Origin of the sequence: Rhizobium sp. LjRoot254 (assembly GCF_964254105.1) — a bacterium.
Lineage (GTDB): Bacteria > Pseudomonadota > Alphaproteobacteria > Rhizobiales > Rhizobiaceae > Rhizobium_E.
This window is the reverse complement of record NZ_CAXUSM020000001.1, coordinates 2797308-2813601: the sequence shown is the minus strand read 5'-3', so window position 1 is coordinate 2813601 and position 16294 is coordinate 2797308. Positions and strand designations below refer to the sequence as shown.

The 16294-nt window shown below is 61.0% G+C and carries 10 protein-coding genes and 1 tRNA gene; 6 read left to right on the top strand and 5 right to left on the bottom strand.

Annotated features, from left to right (window positions below; all coding sequences use genetic code 11):
- Positions 1-6 precede the first annotated feature (6 nt).
- Positions 7-1365: a PQQ-dependent sugar dehydrogenase gene (locus ACSQ26_RS13855; protein WP_436009675.1), complete on the bottom strand. Its 1359-nt coding sequence runs from the start codon at positions 1363-1365 to the stop codon at positions 7-9.
- Positions 1366-1515: 150 nt separating this feature from the next.
- Between ACSQ26_RS13855 and ACSQ26_RS13850 the strand changes: the two genes are divergently transcribed.
- Positions 1516-10047 carry a GH36-type glycosyl hydrolase domain-containing protein gene (locus ACSQ26_RS13850; RefSeq protein WP_436009673.1) on the top strand — a complete coding sequence of 2844 codons (8532 nt, stop codon included), beginning with the start codon at positions 1516-1518 and terminating at the stop codon, positions 10045-10047.
- A gap of 38 nt (positions 10048-10085) precedes the next feature.
- Here the strand turns inward: ACSQ26_RS13850 and ACSQ26_RS13845 are convergent, their stop codons facing one another.
- Both ACSQ26_RS13845 and ACSQ26_RS13840 read right to left on the bottom strand, forming a co-directional pair.
- Positions 10086-10277, bottom strand: a complete 192-nt coding sequence (locus ACSQ26_RS13845) for a DUF3008 family protein (RefSeq protein ID WP_436009671.1) — start codon at positions 10275-10277, stop codon at positions 10086-10088.
- Between the two features lie 101 nt (positions 10278-10378).
- Positions 10379-10720 carry a response regulator gene (locus ACSQ26_RS13840; RefSeq protein WP_436009669.1) on the bottom strand — a complete coding sequence of 114 codons (342 nt, stop codon included), beginning with the start codon at positions 10718-10720 and terminating at the stop codon, positions 10379-10381.
- Between the two features lie 396 nt (positions 10721-11116).
- Here ACSQ26_RS13840 and ACSQ26_RS13835 point away from each other — a divergent pair, with 396 nt between their 5' ends.
- Positions 11117-11428, top strand: coding sequence for a PepSY domain-containing protein (locus ACSQ26_RS13835; RefSeq protein ID WP_436009667.1), 312 nt, complete (start codon positions 11117-11119; stop codon positions 11426-11428).
- Between the two features lie 66 nt (positions 11429-11494).
- On the opposite strand, the gene ACSQ26_RS13830 is transcribed toward ACSQ26_RS13835, so the two are convergent.
- A complete protein-coding gene (locus tag ACSQ26_RS13830) occupies positions 11495-12958 on the bottom strand; it encodes a protein adenylyltransferase SelO (protein WP_436009665.1) in 1464 nt (487 codons plus the stop codon).
- A gap of 75 nt (positions 12959-13033) precedes the next feature.
- Positions 13034-13198: a hypothetical protein gene (locus tag ACSQ26_RS13825; protein ID WP_436009663.1), complete on the bottom strand. Its 165-nt coding sequence runs from the start codon at positions 13196-13198 to the stop codon at positions 13034-13036.
- Positions 13199-13315: 117 nt separating this feature from the next.
- Between ACSQ26_RS13825 and ACSQ26_RS13820 the strand changes: the two genes are divergently transcribed.
- From ACSQ26_RS13820 to ACSQ26_RS13805, 4 genes are all read left to right on the top strand, one after another.
- A complete protein-coding gene (locus ACSQ26_RS13820; RefSeq protein ID WP_436009661.1) occupies positions 13316-13630 on the top strand; it encodes a hypothetical protein in 315 nt (104 codons plus the stop codon).
- Between the two features lie 82 nt (positions 13631-13712).
- Positions 13713-14027 (top strand): hypothetical protein, encoded by a 315-nt coding sequence (locus tag ACSQ26_RS13815; protein ID WP_436009659.1) that lies wholly within the window; start codon positions 13713-13715, stop codon positions 14025-14027.
- A gap of 165 nt (positions 14028-14192) precedes the next feature.
- Positions 14193-14282, top strand: a tRNA-Ser gene (locus tag ACSQ26_RS13810).
- A gap of 565 nt (positions 14283-14847) precedes the next feature.
- Positions 14848-15996, top strand: a complete 1149-nt coding sequence (locus ACSQ26_RS13805; protein ID WP_436009657.1) for a porin — start codon at positions 14848-14850, stop codon at positions 15994-15996.
- The last annotated feature ends 298 nt before the right edge of the window (positions 15997-16294 follow it).

The following is a 16294-nucleotide window of genomic DNA, read 5'->3' as shown; positions in this document are numbered from 1 at the left end:
TGCTCCTCAGTTGTTCGTGGCTTGCTTCGGCAGATCAGGCGTGACCCGCCATATGATGTTGCCGACATCGTCCGCCACGAGCAGCGCGCCCGCCTTGTCGATCGCCACGCCGACCGGCCGGCCGCGCGCCTTGTCGTCCGGACCGATGAAACCGGTCAGGATATCGACTGGCCTGCCATCCGGCTTACCTGCCTTGAACGGCACGAAAATCACCTTGTAGCCGCTGCGGGGCACCCGGTTCCACGAACCATGCTGGCCGACGAAGGCGCCGTTCTTGTATTCGGGAGGAAACAGATCGCCGGTGTTGAACGTCAGGCCGAGCGAGGCGGTGTGCGGCCCGAGCGCATAATCCGGCACGATGGCCTTGGCGACCAGATCGGGCTTCTGCGGCTCGATGCGCTCATCGACATGCTGGCCGAAATAGCTGTAGGGCCAACCATAGAAGCCACCGTCCTTCACCGAGGTCATGTAATCCGGCACGAGGTCGCTGCCGATCTCGTCGCGCTCGTTGACCGCGACCCAAAGCGCCTTCGATTCCGGATTCCAGGTAATGCCGTTGGGATTGCGAAGCCCGGATGCGAAGAGCCGCGTCTTCTTGCCCGCGATATCAACTTCCAGCACCGCCGCCCGGGTTTCCTCGTTCTTCATGCCGTTCTCGCCGACATTGCTGTTGGAGCCGACGGTCACGTAGAGCTTCGTGCCATCCGGGCTTGCGACAAGATCCTTGGTCCAGTGATGGTTGATCGGACCGGCTGGCAGGTCGACGATTTTCTCGCCGATCGCCGATATCTTGGTGTCGCCGTCCTTGTAGGGGAAAGCCATGATCGCATCGGTATTGGCGACGTAAAGCGTGCCGTTGGAAAGCGTCATGCCGAACGGCGAGTGGAGATTTTCGAGAAAGACTTCGCGCGTCTCCGCGATACCGTCCCCATCGGCGTCACGCAGGAGCGAAATGCGGTTGGCGCTGGAGGTCTCAGCGCCAGCGCGGCCCATCAGCAAGCCTTCGATCAGCCCTCGGACCGAAAATCCAGTGTCTTCCTTCTCAGGCTTGTTTGTCTCGGCAACAAGGACATCGCCATTGGGCAGGACGAGCAGCGTGCGCGGATGGTCCAGACCTTTGGCGAAGGCCACGACCTGCATGCCGTTTGCTGCCACCGGCGTCTCGCCTTCGGGCCAGCTCGATGCTTCGGCGACATTCATTGTTGGGAAGATGGTCGCATTCGGCGGCGGCAGCTTGGGGTCAGTGCCGTATCCATCCTCTGCGTTCAGTGTCGCCGACTCCCGGTCGAAATAATAGACGGCAGCCACCGCGCCCACGGCGATCAATATGACGACGAAGATGGAAACGAGGAATCTCCGGAGCATCGCGAACCCTTTTGCATGTATGGTGACGTGACGGAAACGAGCCTGCGCGAATTTGGTTGCATGGCTGGCGCTTAGGGCGCAAGCCTCTGGAACATTTTCGCAGGCGCGAACGTTACCGTGGGCAGAACCCAGCGGGCGAGAACAACAATAATGAATGTCCATTCTCACAGAACGGAGCCCTCGGACTCCGTCAAAACCATTATCGATTCCTCGTCGCCGATCAGAAGCGATTTCCAGACCGCTGACGAGCTCGCAGCGCTCGGACGCAACCTTGCGGTCACCAAATCGGCCGAACTCGTCGGTTTCTCGGAGTTCCGCTTCCCGCACCGGCTGAACGAGAACGAGCGCGCCATCCTCGAAAACTATAGCGCGATCGCCGACGCCTCGCGCCGCAAGCAGATGATCACACCCGCCGCCGAATGGCTGCTCGATCATCATCATACGGTCAAGGAGAACTTTCGTCAGGTCAGGCGCGACCTGCCGGTAAAATTCTTCCGCCAGTTGCCCGATATGCAGATGACGGCAGGCATGCGGCTACCGCGCATGTTCGCACTGACCTGGGATTACGTCGCTCATACGGACAGCACATTCACGCCGGCTTCGCTGACCTCGATCGTTGAGGGATTCCAGGAGATCGAGACGCTGACGATCGGCGAGATCTGGGCCATCCCCGCGATCCTGCGCTATGTGCTTCTCGAAAACCTCCGCCGGCTCTCGGATCGCGTCGATGTTTCCCGCCGCATGCGAGACGAGGCGAACCGGTTCGCCGATTTCCTCGCTTCGAACCGGGAGAATGCCGATCCAGGTCGCGCATTCCGCGAGCAAGAAAAATTCACGACCGATAATAGTTTCACCGCCCAACTTCTCTATCGGTTGCGCGAGGATTCAGCCTCAGCCGCCGAGGCGCTTACATGGCTTGAGGAGCAACTCGAAGCGCGCGGCATCGACGCCGAGGAGGCTATCGTCCTCGAGCACAGCCGCATATCGACCGGCAACCTGACCGTCGGCAATATCATCCGCAGCCTCAAGCGGATCGACGATTTCGACTGGACCCTGTGGTTCGAGGACATTTCCAAGGTCGATGTGGCGCTCCGGGAAGCCTCGGATTTCGCAACACTCGACGCGCGGACCCGCAACCATTATCGCACTGCGATCGAGCGGATCGCGCGGCGTTCGCCGAAATCCGAAATGGAAGTCGCCCAACTGGCGCTGGAAATGTCGGTCGGCGCCAAATCCGGCGATCCGCGCCGCGACAATGTCGGCTATTACCTCGCGGACAAGGGTGCCGCCGAACTGAAGCAGGTTGTCGGCTATAAGACGCCGCTTTCGGAACGCATCGAGCATGTTGTGAGAAGGGGGGGCTTGGCCTCTCTGGTCGTCCCCAGCCTCATCTTGACGGGTATGATCATCGCATTGGCGGGATGGTTCCTGGCGACCACACCTCTTGCCGCCGCTGGGGTCACGATATTGCTCCTGGCTTTCGCGCTGCCGGCGCTCGAAGCGGCATCCGCGCTCTACCGCTCCATCGTCTTCGCTACCGTTTCGCCGTCCTACCTGCCTGGCTTCGAGTTCAAGTCAGGCGTGCCGGAAACTGCCCGCACGCTTGTCGTCATCCCCTGCCTGTTCTCGAACCGCGACAGCGTCGATGCGCTCGCGCGCAATCTCGAGGTCCATTATCTCGCCAATCCAGACCGGGAGATTTTCTTCGCGCTTCTCGCCGACTGGGCCGACAGCCCGGTGGAGGAGAGTGCCGAGGATCGCGACTTGCTGACTTTCGCGGAAGCCGAGATCGACCGGCTTGCCGCGAAATATGCTCCGGCAGGGCCGCGCCGATTCTTCCTGCTTCACCGCCGCCGGCTCTACAATCCCTCGGAAGGCGTGTGGATGGGCTGGGAGCGCAAGCGCGGCAAGCTGCACGAACTCAACCTGCTCATCCGAGGCGATCACGACACGACGTTCCTTCCGCCATCCGCGCCTTTGCCGGAGCATATCCAATACGTGTTGACGCTCGATTCCGATACGCGGCTGCCGCGCGATTCCGCCCGTATGCTGATCGGCAAGATGGCCCACCCGCTCAATGCGCCGGTCATCGATCCCGGGAGCCGCCGTGTCACCGATGGTTACGCCATCCTCCAGCCACGCATCACGCCGTCGCTGACCACTGGCGACGAGGCGTCCGTCTTCCAGCGCATCTTCTCGCGTGACCGGGGGCTGGACCCTTACGTCTTTGCGGTTTCCGACGTCTATCAGGACCTGTTCGGCGAAGGCTCCTTCACCGGCAAGGGCCTCTATCACGTCGATGCATTCCAGGCCGCACTGGAGGGCCGGATCGAGGAGAACACCGTCCTCAGCCATGACCTGCTGGAGGGCTCGTTCGCCCGCAGCGGTCTGGTCACCGATGTTGCCTTCATCGAGGATTTCCCGGTCCGCTACGAGGTCGAAGCCTCGCGCCAGCACCGCTGGGCGCGTGGAGATTGGCAGCTTCTGCCCTATGTCCTCCGTGGCAAGGCGAATGTGACCGCGCTGTCTCGCTTCAAGATGCTTGATAATCTGCGCCGTTCGCTGATGCCAGGCACATGGATCGCGGCGTCGCTGCTCGGCTGGTGCCTGCTGGGATCGGCCGCTGCGGCCCTCTGGCAGATGATCCTGATAGCAGCACTCTTCGTTGGGCCGGTGATTTCGCTCTTCAGTGGCGTGGTGCCGCGCCAGGTCGGAGTCTCGCCCGAAAGCCATGCCCGGGCGCTGGTCAACGATGTCATCGACCTGATGGCGCAGATGGGGCTGTCCATCGCCTTCATGGCCCACAATGCCGGATTGATGGTGGATGCCATCGTCCGCACCCTGCATCGCATGTTCGTGAGTCATACGAAATTGCTCGAATGGCGCACGGCCCAGCAGGTGCTGAGCGAGGGAGCGGGCGGCATCGTCTATTATTACAGGCAGATGGCGGCATCGCCGCTGATTGCCGTCGCGTCCATGCTTCTCGTCTTCGCCGTCAATCCGGCCGATGCGGTGATCGCGTCCGTCTTCGGCCTGATCTGGCTTGTGGCGCCTGCTCTCGCATGGTGGACGAGCCAGACGCTGGAAAACGAGGATTGCCTCGACGTATCGGAAGCCGATGCCGCGACGCTGCGCACGATCGGGCGCCGGACCTGGCGTTTCTTTGAGACTTTTGTAACTGCCGAGCACAATTTCCTGCCGCCGGATAATTTTCAGGAATCGCCGGTACCACTGGTCGCCGGCCGCACTTCGCCGACCAATATCGGGCTTTACATGCTGTCCACCATCACCGCCCGCGACATGGGCTGGATCAGTTTCTTCGATTGCGTGGGCCGGCTCGAACAGACCATTTCGACCGTCGAGAGGATGGAGAAATTCAAGGGCCACATCTATAATTGGTACGACACACGAGACCTCCGGGTTCTGCACCCGCACTACGTCTCGTCGGTCGATAGCGGCAATCTCGCGGGCCACCTGATCGTCGTGTCCTCGACCCTCAAGGATTGGTCGGCGGCGCTGCCGGTGCATCTCATGGGCGACATCAGAGGCATCGGTGATACCGGACGCGTGCTCCGCGAGACGTTGGCGACTATCCCCGACGACCGGCGCAGCATCCGTCCCTTGAGGCGTCGTCTTGAAGAACGGCTGGAAGGCTTTGAAAAGACGCTGCAAGCCTATCTCGGCGAGCCGCAATTCGCCCCGGTCCGCACGATCGGGCTCTCGGTGGTCGCAAGCGAGATCTTGGGCTTTGCCCACGATCTCGATCATGAGATCGGCAGCGACGCAACAAAGCTTCTCGTTGAATGGGCCGATCGCCTGCACAGGAATTGCGAGGCGCATTTCGCTGACGCCGTCTTCGATCGCGCCGGCCAGAACGAGGTGCGCGCGCGGCTCGACAGTCTCGGCGAACGGGCGAGGGCGCTTGCCTTCAACATGGATTTCGGTTTCCTGCTCAACAAGGAACGCCGCCTGCTGTCGATCGGATATCGCGGCGAGGAGGGCAAGCTCGACGAATCCTGCTACGATCTGCTGGCATCGGAAGCGCGCCTGACCAGCCTCTTTGCGATTGCCAAGGGCGATATCGCCAGCGAGCACTGGTTCCGCCTCGGCCGTCCCGTGACAACCATCACCGGCCGGGCAACGCTGGTGTCATGGTCCGGTTCGATGTTCGAATATCTCATGCCGCCGGTGATCATGCACGAGCGCCAGGGCGGCATCCTCAACCAATCCAACAACCTCTCCATCGAACGCCAGATCGCCTACGGCAAGTCGCTCGGCATCCCCTGGGGCGTCTCGGAATCGGCCTATCATGCCCGAGACCGGGAACTGAACTACCAGTATCACAATTTCGGCGTGCCCGGCCTCGGCCTGAAGCGCGACCTCGGCAACAATGTCGTCATTGCGCCCTATGCGAGCCTGCTGGCCAGCCAGTTCAAGCCGCGCGAGGCGGTTGTAAACCTCGCCAAGCTCGATGCCATCGGGGCGCTGGGCGTCTATGGCTATTACGACGCCATCGACTTCACAGAAGCACGCTTGCCGGAGGGCAAGGATTACGCGCTGGTGCACAATTACATGGCCCATCACCAGGGCATGTCGATCACCGCGATCGGCAACGCCGTGCTGAACGGCCGCCTGCGCGATCGCTTCCACAGCGATCCCGTCATCGAAGCGGCTGAGCTGCTGCTGCAGGAAAAGGCGCCGCGCGAGGCGGTTCCGATCCGCACGCCCGATGCCGGCGAACCGATCTCGGACGCGTCCGACCTGATGACGGTCCAGAAATACCGGATGATCGAAGACCCCATGCAGGCGCGCCGCTCGGTCAACGTGCTGTCGAACGGTCATTACTCCGTGATGGTGACCGCGACGGGCTCGGGATATTCGATGTGGAATGGCCAGGCCGTGACGCGCTGGCGCGCCGACCCGAGCGTCGACGACTGGGGTTCGCACATATTCCTCCGCGATGTCCGTTCGGGCGAGTGGTGGTCGGCCGCACCCGGGCCGAAATCCGTCGAGGGCGAGGAGGCGCTTACCGTCTTCGCCGACGAGAAGGCTGAGTTCAGCAAGGTCGTCGGCACGATCAAGTCCAAGTTGGAAGTCATCGTCGGCACCGAGGCGGATGCCGAGGGCCGCCGGATCACCATCATCAATTCGGGCACGACCGACCGCCATATCGAGATCACGTCCTATGGCGAATTCGTGCTCTCGCCGCCGGATAACGACGTGGCTCATCCCGTCTTCTCCAAGATGTTCATCAAGACCGAGATCGGCGAAAGCGGCGATGTCATCTATGCCCGCCGCAACAAGCGCAGTCACGACGAGCCGGATATCGAGGTCGCGCATCTGATCGCCGGCTCGACAAGCCGTTCGCCGGTCCAGGCCGAGACCGATCGGCGCGCCTTCATCGGCCGGGGCCGCGATATCCGTTGCGCGCGGGCTTTCGACAAGGATGCAAAGCTCGAAGCGCATCAGGGTTTTACGCTCGATCCGATCTTTGCGCTCCGCAAGACGATCCGCGTGCCGGCGGGCAAGGAGGCGAACCTCGTCTTCTGGACGATTGCCGCGCCGAACCGCACCGAACTCGAGGCCCAGGTGGCGCGCTACCGGCATGCCGAGAATTTCGAGCACGAGGCCCGGCTCGCCTGGACGCGCACGCAGGTGCAGATACGCCATCTCGATATGACGCACGCCGAAGCGCTGCTCTTCCAGCGCATCGCCTCCTTCCTGATTTATCCGGACACACGGCTGCGACAGATCCTGACGCCGGGCAATGTTGTCAGCGCCCAGCAGTCGGCGCTCTGGCCGATGTCGATCTCGGGCGACTTCCCGATCTTTGCGCTGAGGATCGACGACGAGGCGGATCTGGCGATTATCCAGAAGGCGTTCAGGATGCAGGAATATCTGCGCTCGCGGGGCATCATTTCCGATCTCGTGATCATCAACGAGCGTGCCGCGTCCTATGCCCAGAGCGTCCAGCACGCCATCGATTTCATGTGCGAAAATGCCCGCCGGCGCGGCCTGTCGTCGGGGCCGGCGCAGCATATTTTCTCGGTGCGCCGCGACCTGATGGAGCCCGAAACCTATCAGGCGCTGATCAGTGCGGCTCGCATCATGCTCCACACCCGCAACGGCGCGATCTCCGAGCAGCTCGACCGGCTCGAAAAGCTGGCCCACGAGGAGCTGGCGGCAGCGTCGAGCCCCGCTCTAGCTGAGGACAGAACGTTCGCCGAACATTTGGCACGCCGGGCTGCGGAGCCTGCAAACCAGAGCCCAGCGGCTGTCGATGGGAGCGACCTTCTGTTCTGGAACGGCTATGGCGGCTTCGATCCGCATAGCCGCGATTATGTGGTCAGGCTCCGGGGTGGGGAGGCAACGCCGCATCCGTGGATCAACGTCATGTCCAACGGAACATTCGGCTTTCACATCTCGGCGGAAGGTGCGGCCTTCACCTGGAGCTCGAATTCGCGCGACTACCAGCTGACGCCCTGGACCAACGACACGGTCGTCAATCGGCCCGGCGAGGCCTTTTACATCAGAGATCTCCCCGCGAGAAAGACGTTCTCGCCCTTCGCGGCCATCGGCAGGGATCCCGCCGCTCTCTACGAAGTACGTCATGCGCCTGGTTGTTCGACGTTCAGGACGGAGAGCGAGGGTCTGGAAATCGAGATGACCCAGATCGTCGCCGAAGGCGACCCCGCGAAACTATTACGCCTTCGGGTCACCAACAAGAACGGCAACGCCAGGACGCTGCGCATCTATGCCTATGCTGAATGGGTGCTCGGCAACAATCGCGCCCGCACGGCGCCCTATCTGCGAAACTGGCACGAGGCGGACGCCAACGCGCTGATGGCGCAGAACCCGTTCTCGATCGACAACAACACGCGGACCGCCTTCCTGGCGGCCAGCCGTCCGCTGCAATCCTTCACCGTAGCGCGCGGCGAGTTCCTCGGCGGCAATTCGGATACATTTGCGCCCTCTGCCGTGGAGGCGGGGCTTACCCTTTCGAATTCCGCCGAGAGCGGCGGCGATCCATGCGCGGCCATCGCCATCGATGTCACCATCCCCGAGGGCGAGACATCGGAGACGCTCTTCCTTGTCGGCGATGTCGATACTGCGGAGCTGGCCGTGCCCCTGATCGAACGCCTCATGGCTGTCGGCTTCGAGACAGAGCTGGAAAAGACCAGGGCGCAGTGGGAGTACTTCCTCGGAACGCTGCAGGTTGCGACACCGGATCCGGCTTTCGACCGTATGGTCAATACCTGGCTGCCCTATCAGAACCTCGCCTGCCGCATCCGTGCCCGCAGCGCCTTCTACCAGGCCTCGGGCGCCTTCGGCTTCCGCGACCAACTGCAGGATACGCTGGCTCTGATGCTGCAGGATCCCGGCCTCGCCCGTGCGCAGATCATCAATGCGGCCAGCCGGCAGTTCACCGAGGGCGATGTGCAGCATTGGTGGCTGCCCAGGTCAGGGGCGGGGGTCCGCACCCTGATTTCGGATGACGTGGTCTGGCTTAGCTATGCCACGGCCCATTATCTCTCGGTCACCGGTGACGCGTCTCTCCTCGACGAGAAGATCGGCTTCCTCAAGAGCGAGCCGCTGGGCGAAAAGCACGAATCCTTCTTCCCGCCGGAGAAGTCCGATGAGACCGCGACGCTTTACGACCATTGCGTCAGGGCCCTCGATCTCGCCATTCAGCGCACGGGGGCGAACGGCCTGCCGCTCATCCTCGGCGGCGACTGGAACGACGGCATGAATCGGGTCGGCATCGAGGGCAGGGGTGAGAGCACCTGGCTCGGCTGGTTCCTGATGCTGGCGCTGGAGAAGATGATTCCGATCGCAGAATCCCGCAAGGACAAGGCGCATGCCAAGGCTTGGACCGCCCATCGCGAAAAGCTGAAGGCCTCGATCGAAGCCAATGCCTGGGACGGCGAATGGTATCGCCGCGGTTATTTCGACGACGGTTCTCCTCTCGGTTCCAAAGACAGCGACGAATGTCGCATCGATTCCATCGCCCAGTCATGGAGCGTGATCTCGGGCGCGGGCGACCCGGCGCGTGCCAATCAGGCCATGGACAGCGTCTCGTCGAAACTGATCGATCCCGAGGGCAAGATCATCCGGCTCTTTACCCCGCCCTTCGAGCATTCCGACAAGGACCCCGGCTATATCAAGAGCTATCCGCCCGGCGTGCGCGAGAATGGCGGCCAATATACCCATGCCGCGATCTGGACCGCCTATGCGTTGGCGAAAATGGGACGTGCCGACGACGCCTACCGGGCATTCTCGATGCTGAACCCGGTCAACCACGCGCTATCGAAGGAGGATGCGGACGTCTATCGAGTCGAGCCCTATGTCGTGGCGGCAGACATCTATGGCGCGGGCGATCGCACCGGTCGGGGCGGCTGGACGTGGTACACCGGTTCGGCGGGCTGGCTCTATCGCACGGCGGTCGAGGCAATCCTCGGCATCCGCCGCGAGGGTGGCCGCGTGCGGATCGAACCGGTCCTGCCCTCCGCTTGGCCGGGCTTCGAGGCCGTGCTGGTGCTGGATGGTACACGCTACGAGATCAAGGTGACGCGGGAAGGATCGAACAGGCTGGCTGCCGTGATCAATGGAGAGATGTCGCCTGACGGCACGTTCGCTCTCGCGTCGGCAAAGCTTAGCAGGCGAACAGCGGCTGATACATGATGGAATGGAAAAGGCCGGAGCGATCCGGCCTTTCAAGTTTAGTGCTTGGTCGACTTATGCTCGGCTTTGCCCTTGCGCTTGGTCGAGGCCATCTTGTCGAGTTCCTTCTCGCTCATCGATTCTTCCATCGATTTCGAGGCACCCTTGAGCTTGCTCTTGGGCATGTCGCCACGTTTCGCGGCGAGTGCCGCGCCGGCAGCCTTCTGCTGCGCCTGGGATTTTGCGGGCATGATGATACTCCTTCCGGAACGGGTTGAGACGGGCGTGGCAGGCGTCACGCTCCGCAAACCGGAAAACGCGGCTTGGCCGTGTTCGTTCCTGAAGAGCTGGTTCAGAAGGAGACTGTCATTTCGCGGATGGTCGTGATCACCCGGTCGAGACTATACGGCTTGTCGAAAAATCGGCATTCGGCCGGCATCTCGGTGGACGTAACCCGGCGATAGCCCGATGTGATGATGATCTTGAGCGGCGGCCAGCGGTCGCGTGCGAAGGCCGCGAGTTTCACGCCGTCCATGCCGCCCGGCATGTCGACATCGGTGAACATCGCCTGGATATCGGGGTTCTTGCCGAGGATATCGATCGCCTCGCGGGCATTGCCGGCTTCATGGACGATGAAGCCCGCTCTTTCAAGACTGTCGGCAATGTCCATGCGGATCAGGAATTCATCTTCCACGACGAGGACTGCGATTTTGTAACTGCTGGTGATCAAACGACTAAAACCGAAGCTAATGAAGAGAATTGTGCAGGTTTACTCATGCTCATGGAACATTCTGGCGTCCATCTTACAAAGAAGACGTTTTTGAATGACTAATATTCATTCTTAATCATGCGGCGGGCATTGTTAGTGTGAAGCGAGTCTTCTCCGGCGTCGAGAGCGTGTAAAGTTGTCCACTGTTGCTTTGGCAATTTCCGACATGGTCGATCACCGGCGGAAGCCCGGAACCGCGTTTCGCCGCGGTGCCGAAACGCAATTCCCGACCCCCTTATCCCTGAGGAACCATTCGGATTTTGAACTGTTGTTCCGGATAAGCCGTGTTGGCAGCGGTAGAAACAAATCGGAGGTAACACCATGAAAAAATATATCTTTTTCGCGGCGTTCCTGGCTTTGACGCCTGCGGCCGCCCCTGCTCAGGAGGGAGATACGACGGGAAGCATCAATCCGCCCGTCGTCACGCCGGATGACGGCAGTGCAATTGTCCCTGTTCCGGGTGAAAACAGCTTCACCGAATCGCAGGTTCGCAACCGGCTGGCTGCGGCCGGCTATACCGGCATCGGCTATCTGGATCTGGATTCGGACGGCGTCTGGCGCACGACGGCGATGAAGGACGATACCCTGGTGTCGCTGGGCGTCGACCATAAAGGCAATATCGTCGAGAAATAAGCATCACTAAGAGTTCTACACGAGGACTGCGGAATGAGCCGGCATCACGCCGGCTCTTTTCGTGTCTCATGTACCGCAGAACGTCCGGTAGGGCGCACGGTCACCGGGAGCGGGCTCAGTGTAGCGCTCGGCGCCCGCCTGCTCTTCATACGGCCTTGAGAGCACTTCATTCATGCTTTCGAAGGGACCGAGATCGTCTTCATTGATCGCCGCCGCCAGCGCTTCCTCGACCAGATGGTTGCGTGGGATATAGAGCGGATTGACGCTGTCCATGTCAGCCGCCCGCTGCTCATCGAAGCCGGGCTCGCGTGAAAGCCGAGCGCGCCAGTCAGCAAGCCACTTGTCAGCCGCTGCCCTGTCCTTGAAGAGACTCCAGAACGGCGTGTCCTCGCCCCTGGTGGATTTGCCGAGCGCCCGGAATGCCGACGTCCAGTCCACCGCGCCCTGATGCATCAGCGACAGCAGCGCCTGGATAAGGTCGCCATCTGCATCTTCATTCGTGTGAAGGCCGATCTTCAGGCGGAGCCCCGCCAGCCAGTATTGCTGGAACGCGCCGGCATAGTCGATCACCACCTGGTTGGCCGCCTCGACGGCCCTTTCGCTGTCCTCATCGATCAGCGGCAGCAGCGTCTCGGCCAGCCGGGCGAGGTTCCATTGCGCGATACCAGGCTGGTTCTGATACTGATACCGCCCGGCGCGATCGATCGAACTGAAAACCGTCGCCGGGTCATAGGCATCCATGAAGGCGCAGGGCCCGAAATCGATCGTCTCGCCCGAAATCGACGAATTGTCCGTGTTCATTACGCCATGGATGAAGCCGACATGCATCCAGCGGGCCACGAGTGCCGCCTGGCGATCCGCCACCGCGCTGAGCAGCGCAAGATAGGGCGCCTCCGACCCTTCGAGTTCCGGATAGAGCCGCTGGATCACATAATCCGCAAGCGACTTGAGACCCTCGACATCGCCGCGTGCGGCGAAGAACTGAAATGTGCCGACACGGATATGGCTTGCCGCGACGCGCGTCAGAACCGCACCGGGCAGCACCGTCTCGCGATGGACATCGTCGCCGGTCGCCACTGCCGCCAGCGCCCGTGTTGTCGGCACGCCAAGCGCATGCATCGCTTCGCTGACGAGATATTCCCGCAGCACCGGCCCTACGGCAGCGCGGCCGTCTCCGCCACGCGAATAGGGGGTGCGGCCAGCGCCCTTGAGCTGGATGTCGCGGCGGATACCGTTCCGGTCGATCACTTCCCCAAGCAGGATCGCACGGCCGTCGCCGAGCTGTGGCACGAAGCCGCCGAACTGATGGCCGGCATAGGCCATGGCGATCGGATGCGTGCCTTCGACAACCTTGTTGCCGGAAAAGATCGCAGCACCCTCGGCCGAATCGAGCGTCGCTGCATCCAGTCCAAGCTCATCCGCAAGCGCGTGATTGAACTTCAGCATTTTCGGCGCCGGCACCAGCGTCGGCCTCACATGCGCGAAGAAACGGTCGGGCAGTTCGGAATATGTGTTGGCGAACTCGAGCATAAGTCTTTCCCAGGCACACGGTTACCGTCTGCCGTCATCACCCAAAGGTAATGTCGCGCGCTTCCATCGGCAAGATCAGTCCGGGCCGACATCGACGTCAGGCTGGTTCTTCTCCGGCAGCGACCCCGTCCCGGGCGTCTTCTCACGATCGGTGAGCTTTTCCTTGGCGTGTGGCCCCGCGGGCGGTGTTTTCGTGGGATCGGCGAGATCGTCCTTGCGGGATTTCGGACTGTCTTGCATGGCGCTCACACTCCTTGTTGCTTCCCCTGCAACGCGTCCGGGCTGCACCTCGTTCCCCGGAACAAACGGCAGGCATGGCGGTTGTCGATATGACGGTCAACCATGAGGAGACGCGTCATGAACACGAAAATCCATGCCCTCCCGATCGCTACCGCGATATTGGCGCTGTTCGCCGGCACCGCTTTATATGCCCAAACGGCGGATCCGGGCGATTGCGACGCGGCGAGGCCGCCTGTCGCGAGTCCCGACAAGGATTCGGGCGATGCGCAGCCGGGTGTGGTTCCTCACGATTCGCTGAGCGACCAGCTGGCCGCCTGTGGCAGCGTGCTCAATCCGCCGGCGATCGGAGACAGTGATGTCGTCCAGCCCGCACCCGCGATTGACGATCCGATGGCGATCCATCCGGAGGATCCGCAACTGAAGAAGAAGTGAGCCACGGCGGTTTCGGAACCAAGCCGCCGTCTGGCCGTTGAATCTCCAGCAGAATGCTGTGAAACAGTAGAGGTATACGACCATGGCAATCCATGAACCTCGAGACGAACGCCGCGTGGAACTGAGCCCCGTCGAGGCCCGGCAGGGTCTGCTCGGGCGGCCCGTTCTTTATGTGCTTGTCGTCGGCCTGATCCTGGCAATGCTGGCTTGGGCCGCGTCCGAATTCTGGGGCATGAGCATCGATACCCAGACTCCGAAGGACAATGCACGGATCACGGCCCCGGCGACCGAGCCGGTGACTGAGAACGAAAACATCGTCAATGACAACCCGCCCGCAGGCGAGAAGCTGGAAAAGGCGCCCGCAATCATTGACCCGACCACACCCAACAACCTGTAAGCTTTTGAAGTCCCGGTCATGCTCGATCCGGGACTTTCCGTCTTGGCCCGCCGATGGCCGCGCTCTCCGAAATGTCGTGCACACAGACCAAATACGCTCAAATCTCAATGCGATGTCATAAAGGGCTTGATATCGGCAGTGAGCTTGTCTAATCACGCCGGTGACGGAGAGGTGGCCGAGTGGTCGAAGGCGCTCCCCTGCTAAGGGAGTATACCCGGAAGGGTATCGTGGGTTCGAATCCCATCTTCTCCGCCATCATGCCTTTGACCCAGGTGCATTCTTCGAGACGCGACTTCCTCTGAATCGATGGCGAAATCTTCAACTTGAGAATCTGGTGCTGGACACCCGTCTTACTCATTTCAGCAAGCAGTGGCAGGCGATTCTCTTACGCATCGATTCTCATCGCATGAATCCGATCCGGCGCCGTGTTGATATACGGCCGTATGAAGATTGCTTGTGCCGAAATTCACGCCGATCGGCGTCCCGGAGCAAGAGGTACGGCGAGTCCCGGGCTCTCGGCCGGTAGATCCCAAATAGTGATTTCCTTAATATTTGTTAAGACTTAACGACCGCCAGCGATGGGCACCGGAAGTTCATGGCCGGCCCTCGTGCTGTTTTGTTGCAAATCAGTCACATCCTGATCTCATCCGCGATTGACCACTGCTGTCCCGGTCGTTTCGAGGTTGCGCCGCGACGAAACTTATTTAGGTTCATCCTGGGAACAAGGGGTAACCAGTTTCCGAATTCAGGGACTGGGCAGGGGATGCCACGCAGGCGGCTAAAGCCCGGTCCGATTTAAACTTTTGACTGGAGGTCAGAAATGAACATTAAGAGCCTTCTTCTCGGCTCCGCCGCTGCCCTGGCAGTGGTCTCCGGCGCACAGGCTGCCGACGCTGTCGTCGCCGCTGAGCCGGAACCCATGGAATATGTACGCGTCTGCGACGCTTACGGCACGGGCTTCTTCTACATCCCGGGCACTGAAACCTGCCTCAAGATCGGCGGTCAGCTGCGTTACGAAAAGCGCTTCTCCGACGGCGGCACTCAGAAGTTCGACCGCGACGGTCTGCCGATGTTCAGGACCCGTGCAGATGGCACCCTCAAGCTCGATGCTGATGGCAACCCCATCGCCAAGAACACGAAGGATTCCTACGACAACCACACCCGCGCTCGTCTGCGTATCGATGCTCGCAACGACTCCGAGTGGGGCACTGTCTACAGCTGGATCCAGATCCAGGCTGACTCCGTGAACAACGGCGAAAACATCTATGGCGACGGCAATAACAGCTACCTCCGTGCCTACTACTACTTCGGCATCGGCGGTCTTGAATTCGGCAACTACGACAGCCAGTGGGCCAAGTTCATGGGCTACGGCGGTCGTACCGATGACGGTGGCGTCTACACCTCTGACTGGAACTATCCTGACTCGCGCCAGTATGTGAGCTACACGGCTGACTTCGGCAACTTCAAGGCTTTCGTGTCGCTCGACAACGATGCCGACGAGTTCTACAAGCCGGAAGATCATGACGGCGACGGCGTCGCCGGCCCGCGTGGCCGCCAGTACCTGCCCGATATCTCGGCTGGTGTGTCCGGCACGTTCGGCGACTACTCCGCTGCCGCTGCGATCGGTTACGATGAGTCCGACGAATCCTTCGCGATCAAGAAGGTTGTTCGTGGCGACATCGGCATGTTCGGCTTCACTGCCATGGGCCTGTATTCGGACAGCGACGAGAACATCTACTTCGCTTATGACGGCTTCAGCGCCTTGATCGGTCTGTCTGCCAAGGTCACCGACACCGTGACCATCGCGAAGGACATCCAGTGGTTCGACAACGGCGACTGGCGCCTGGTTGGCGATGTCAACTGGGAAGTTGCCACGGGCTTCTCGGTCTTGGTTGAAGGCGTGTACTTCAACCCGGACGAAGGCGACGACAGCACGTCTGGTTTCCTCCGCTTCCAGCGTAACTTCTAATCTGAGTTCACTCTCGGATGCGAAAGGCCCGGGTTCTCCCGGGCCTTTCTGCGTTGGGGGCTAACGATTGTCGAAACAGATGCACCCATGTCGCAAGATATTGATTTGTTAGTGTTTTATTAATATTTGAGCCCGCAGCGGCAGTTTTGTGTCTTTTTTGTAACAAGCAAAATGCAAGATCGCCTTGTGGCGGCGCCTTTGGAGCTTTCGAGATTGCGAATCCCAAGCTCTCTCCTATGATCACACCCGAAGCACAGGTTGTGCCGATGTCTTCGAATCAAGGATTGGGGCAGGGTGC

What these genes read in the sequence shown, in the direction of transcription:
- ACSQ26_RS13855 (WP_436009675.1), bottom strand. Translation starts at nt 1,365, where the DNA reads ATGCTCCGGAGATTCCTCGTTTCCATCTTCGTCGTCATATTGATCGCC.
- ACSQ26_RS13850 (WP_436009673.1), top strand. Translation starts at nt 1,516, where the DNA reads ATGAATGTCCATTCTCACAGAACGGAGCCCTCGGACTCCGTCAAAACC.
- ACSQ26_RS13845 (WP_436009671.1), bottom strand. Translation starts at nt 10,277, where the DNA reads ATGCCCGCAAAATCCCAGGCGCAGCAGAAGGCTGCCGGCGCGGCACTC.
- ACSQ26_RS13835 (WP_436009667.1), top strand. Translation starts at nt 11,117, where the DNA reads ATGAAAAAATATATCTTTTTCGCGGCGTTCCTGGCTTTGACGCCTGCG.
- ACSQ26_RS13830 (WP_436009665.1), bottom strand. Translation starts at nt 12,958, where the DNA reads ATGCTCGAGTTCGCCAACACATATTCCGAACTGCCCGACCGTTTCTTC.
- ACSQ26_RS13825 (WP_436009663.1), bottom strand. Translation starts at nt 13,198, where the DNA reads ATGCAAGACAGTCCGAAATCCCGCAAGGACGATCTCGCCGATCCCACG.
- ACSQ26_RS13820 (WP_436009661.1), top strand. Translation starts at nt 13,316, where the DNA reads ATGAACACGAAAATCCATGCCCTCCCGATCGCTACCGCGATATTGGCG.
- ACSQ26_RS13815 (WP_436009659.1), top strand. Translation starts at nt 13,713, where the DNA reads ATGGCAATCCATGAACCTCGAGACGAACGCCGCGTGGAACTGAGCCCC.
- ACSQ26_RS13805 (WP_436009657.1), top strand. Translation starts at nt 14,848, where the DNA reads ATGAACATTAAGAGCCTTCTTCTCGGCTCCGCCGCTGCCCTGGCAGTG.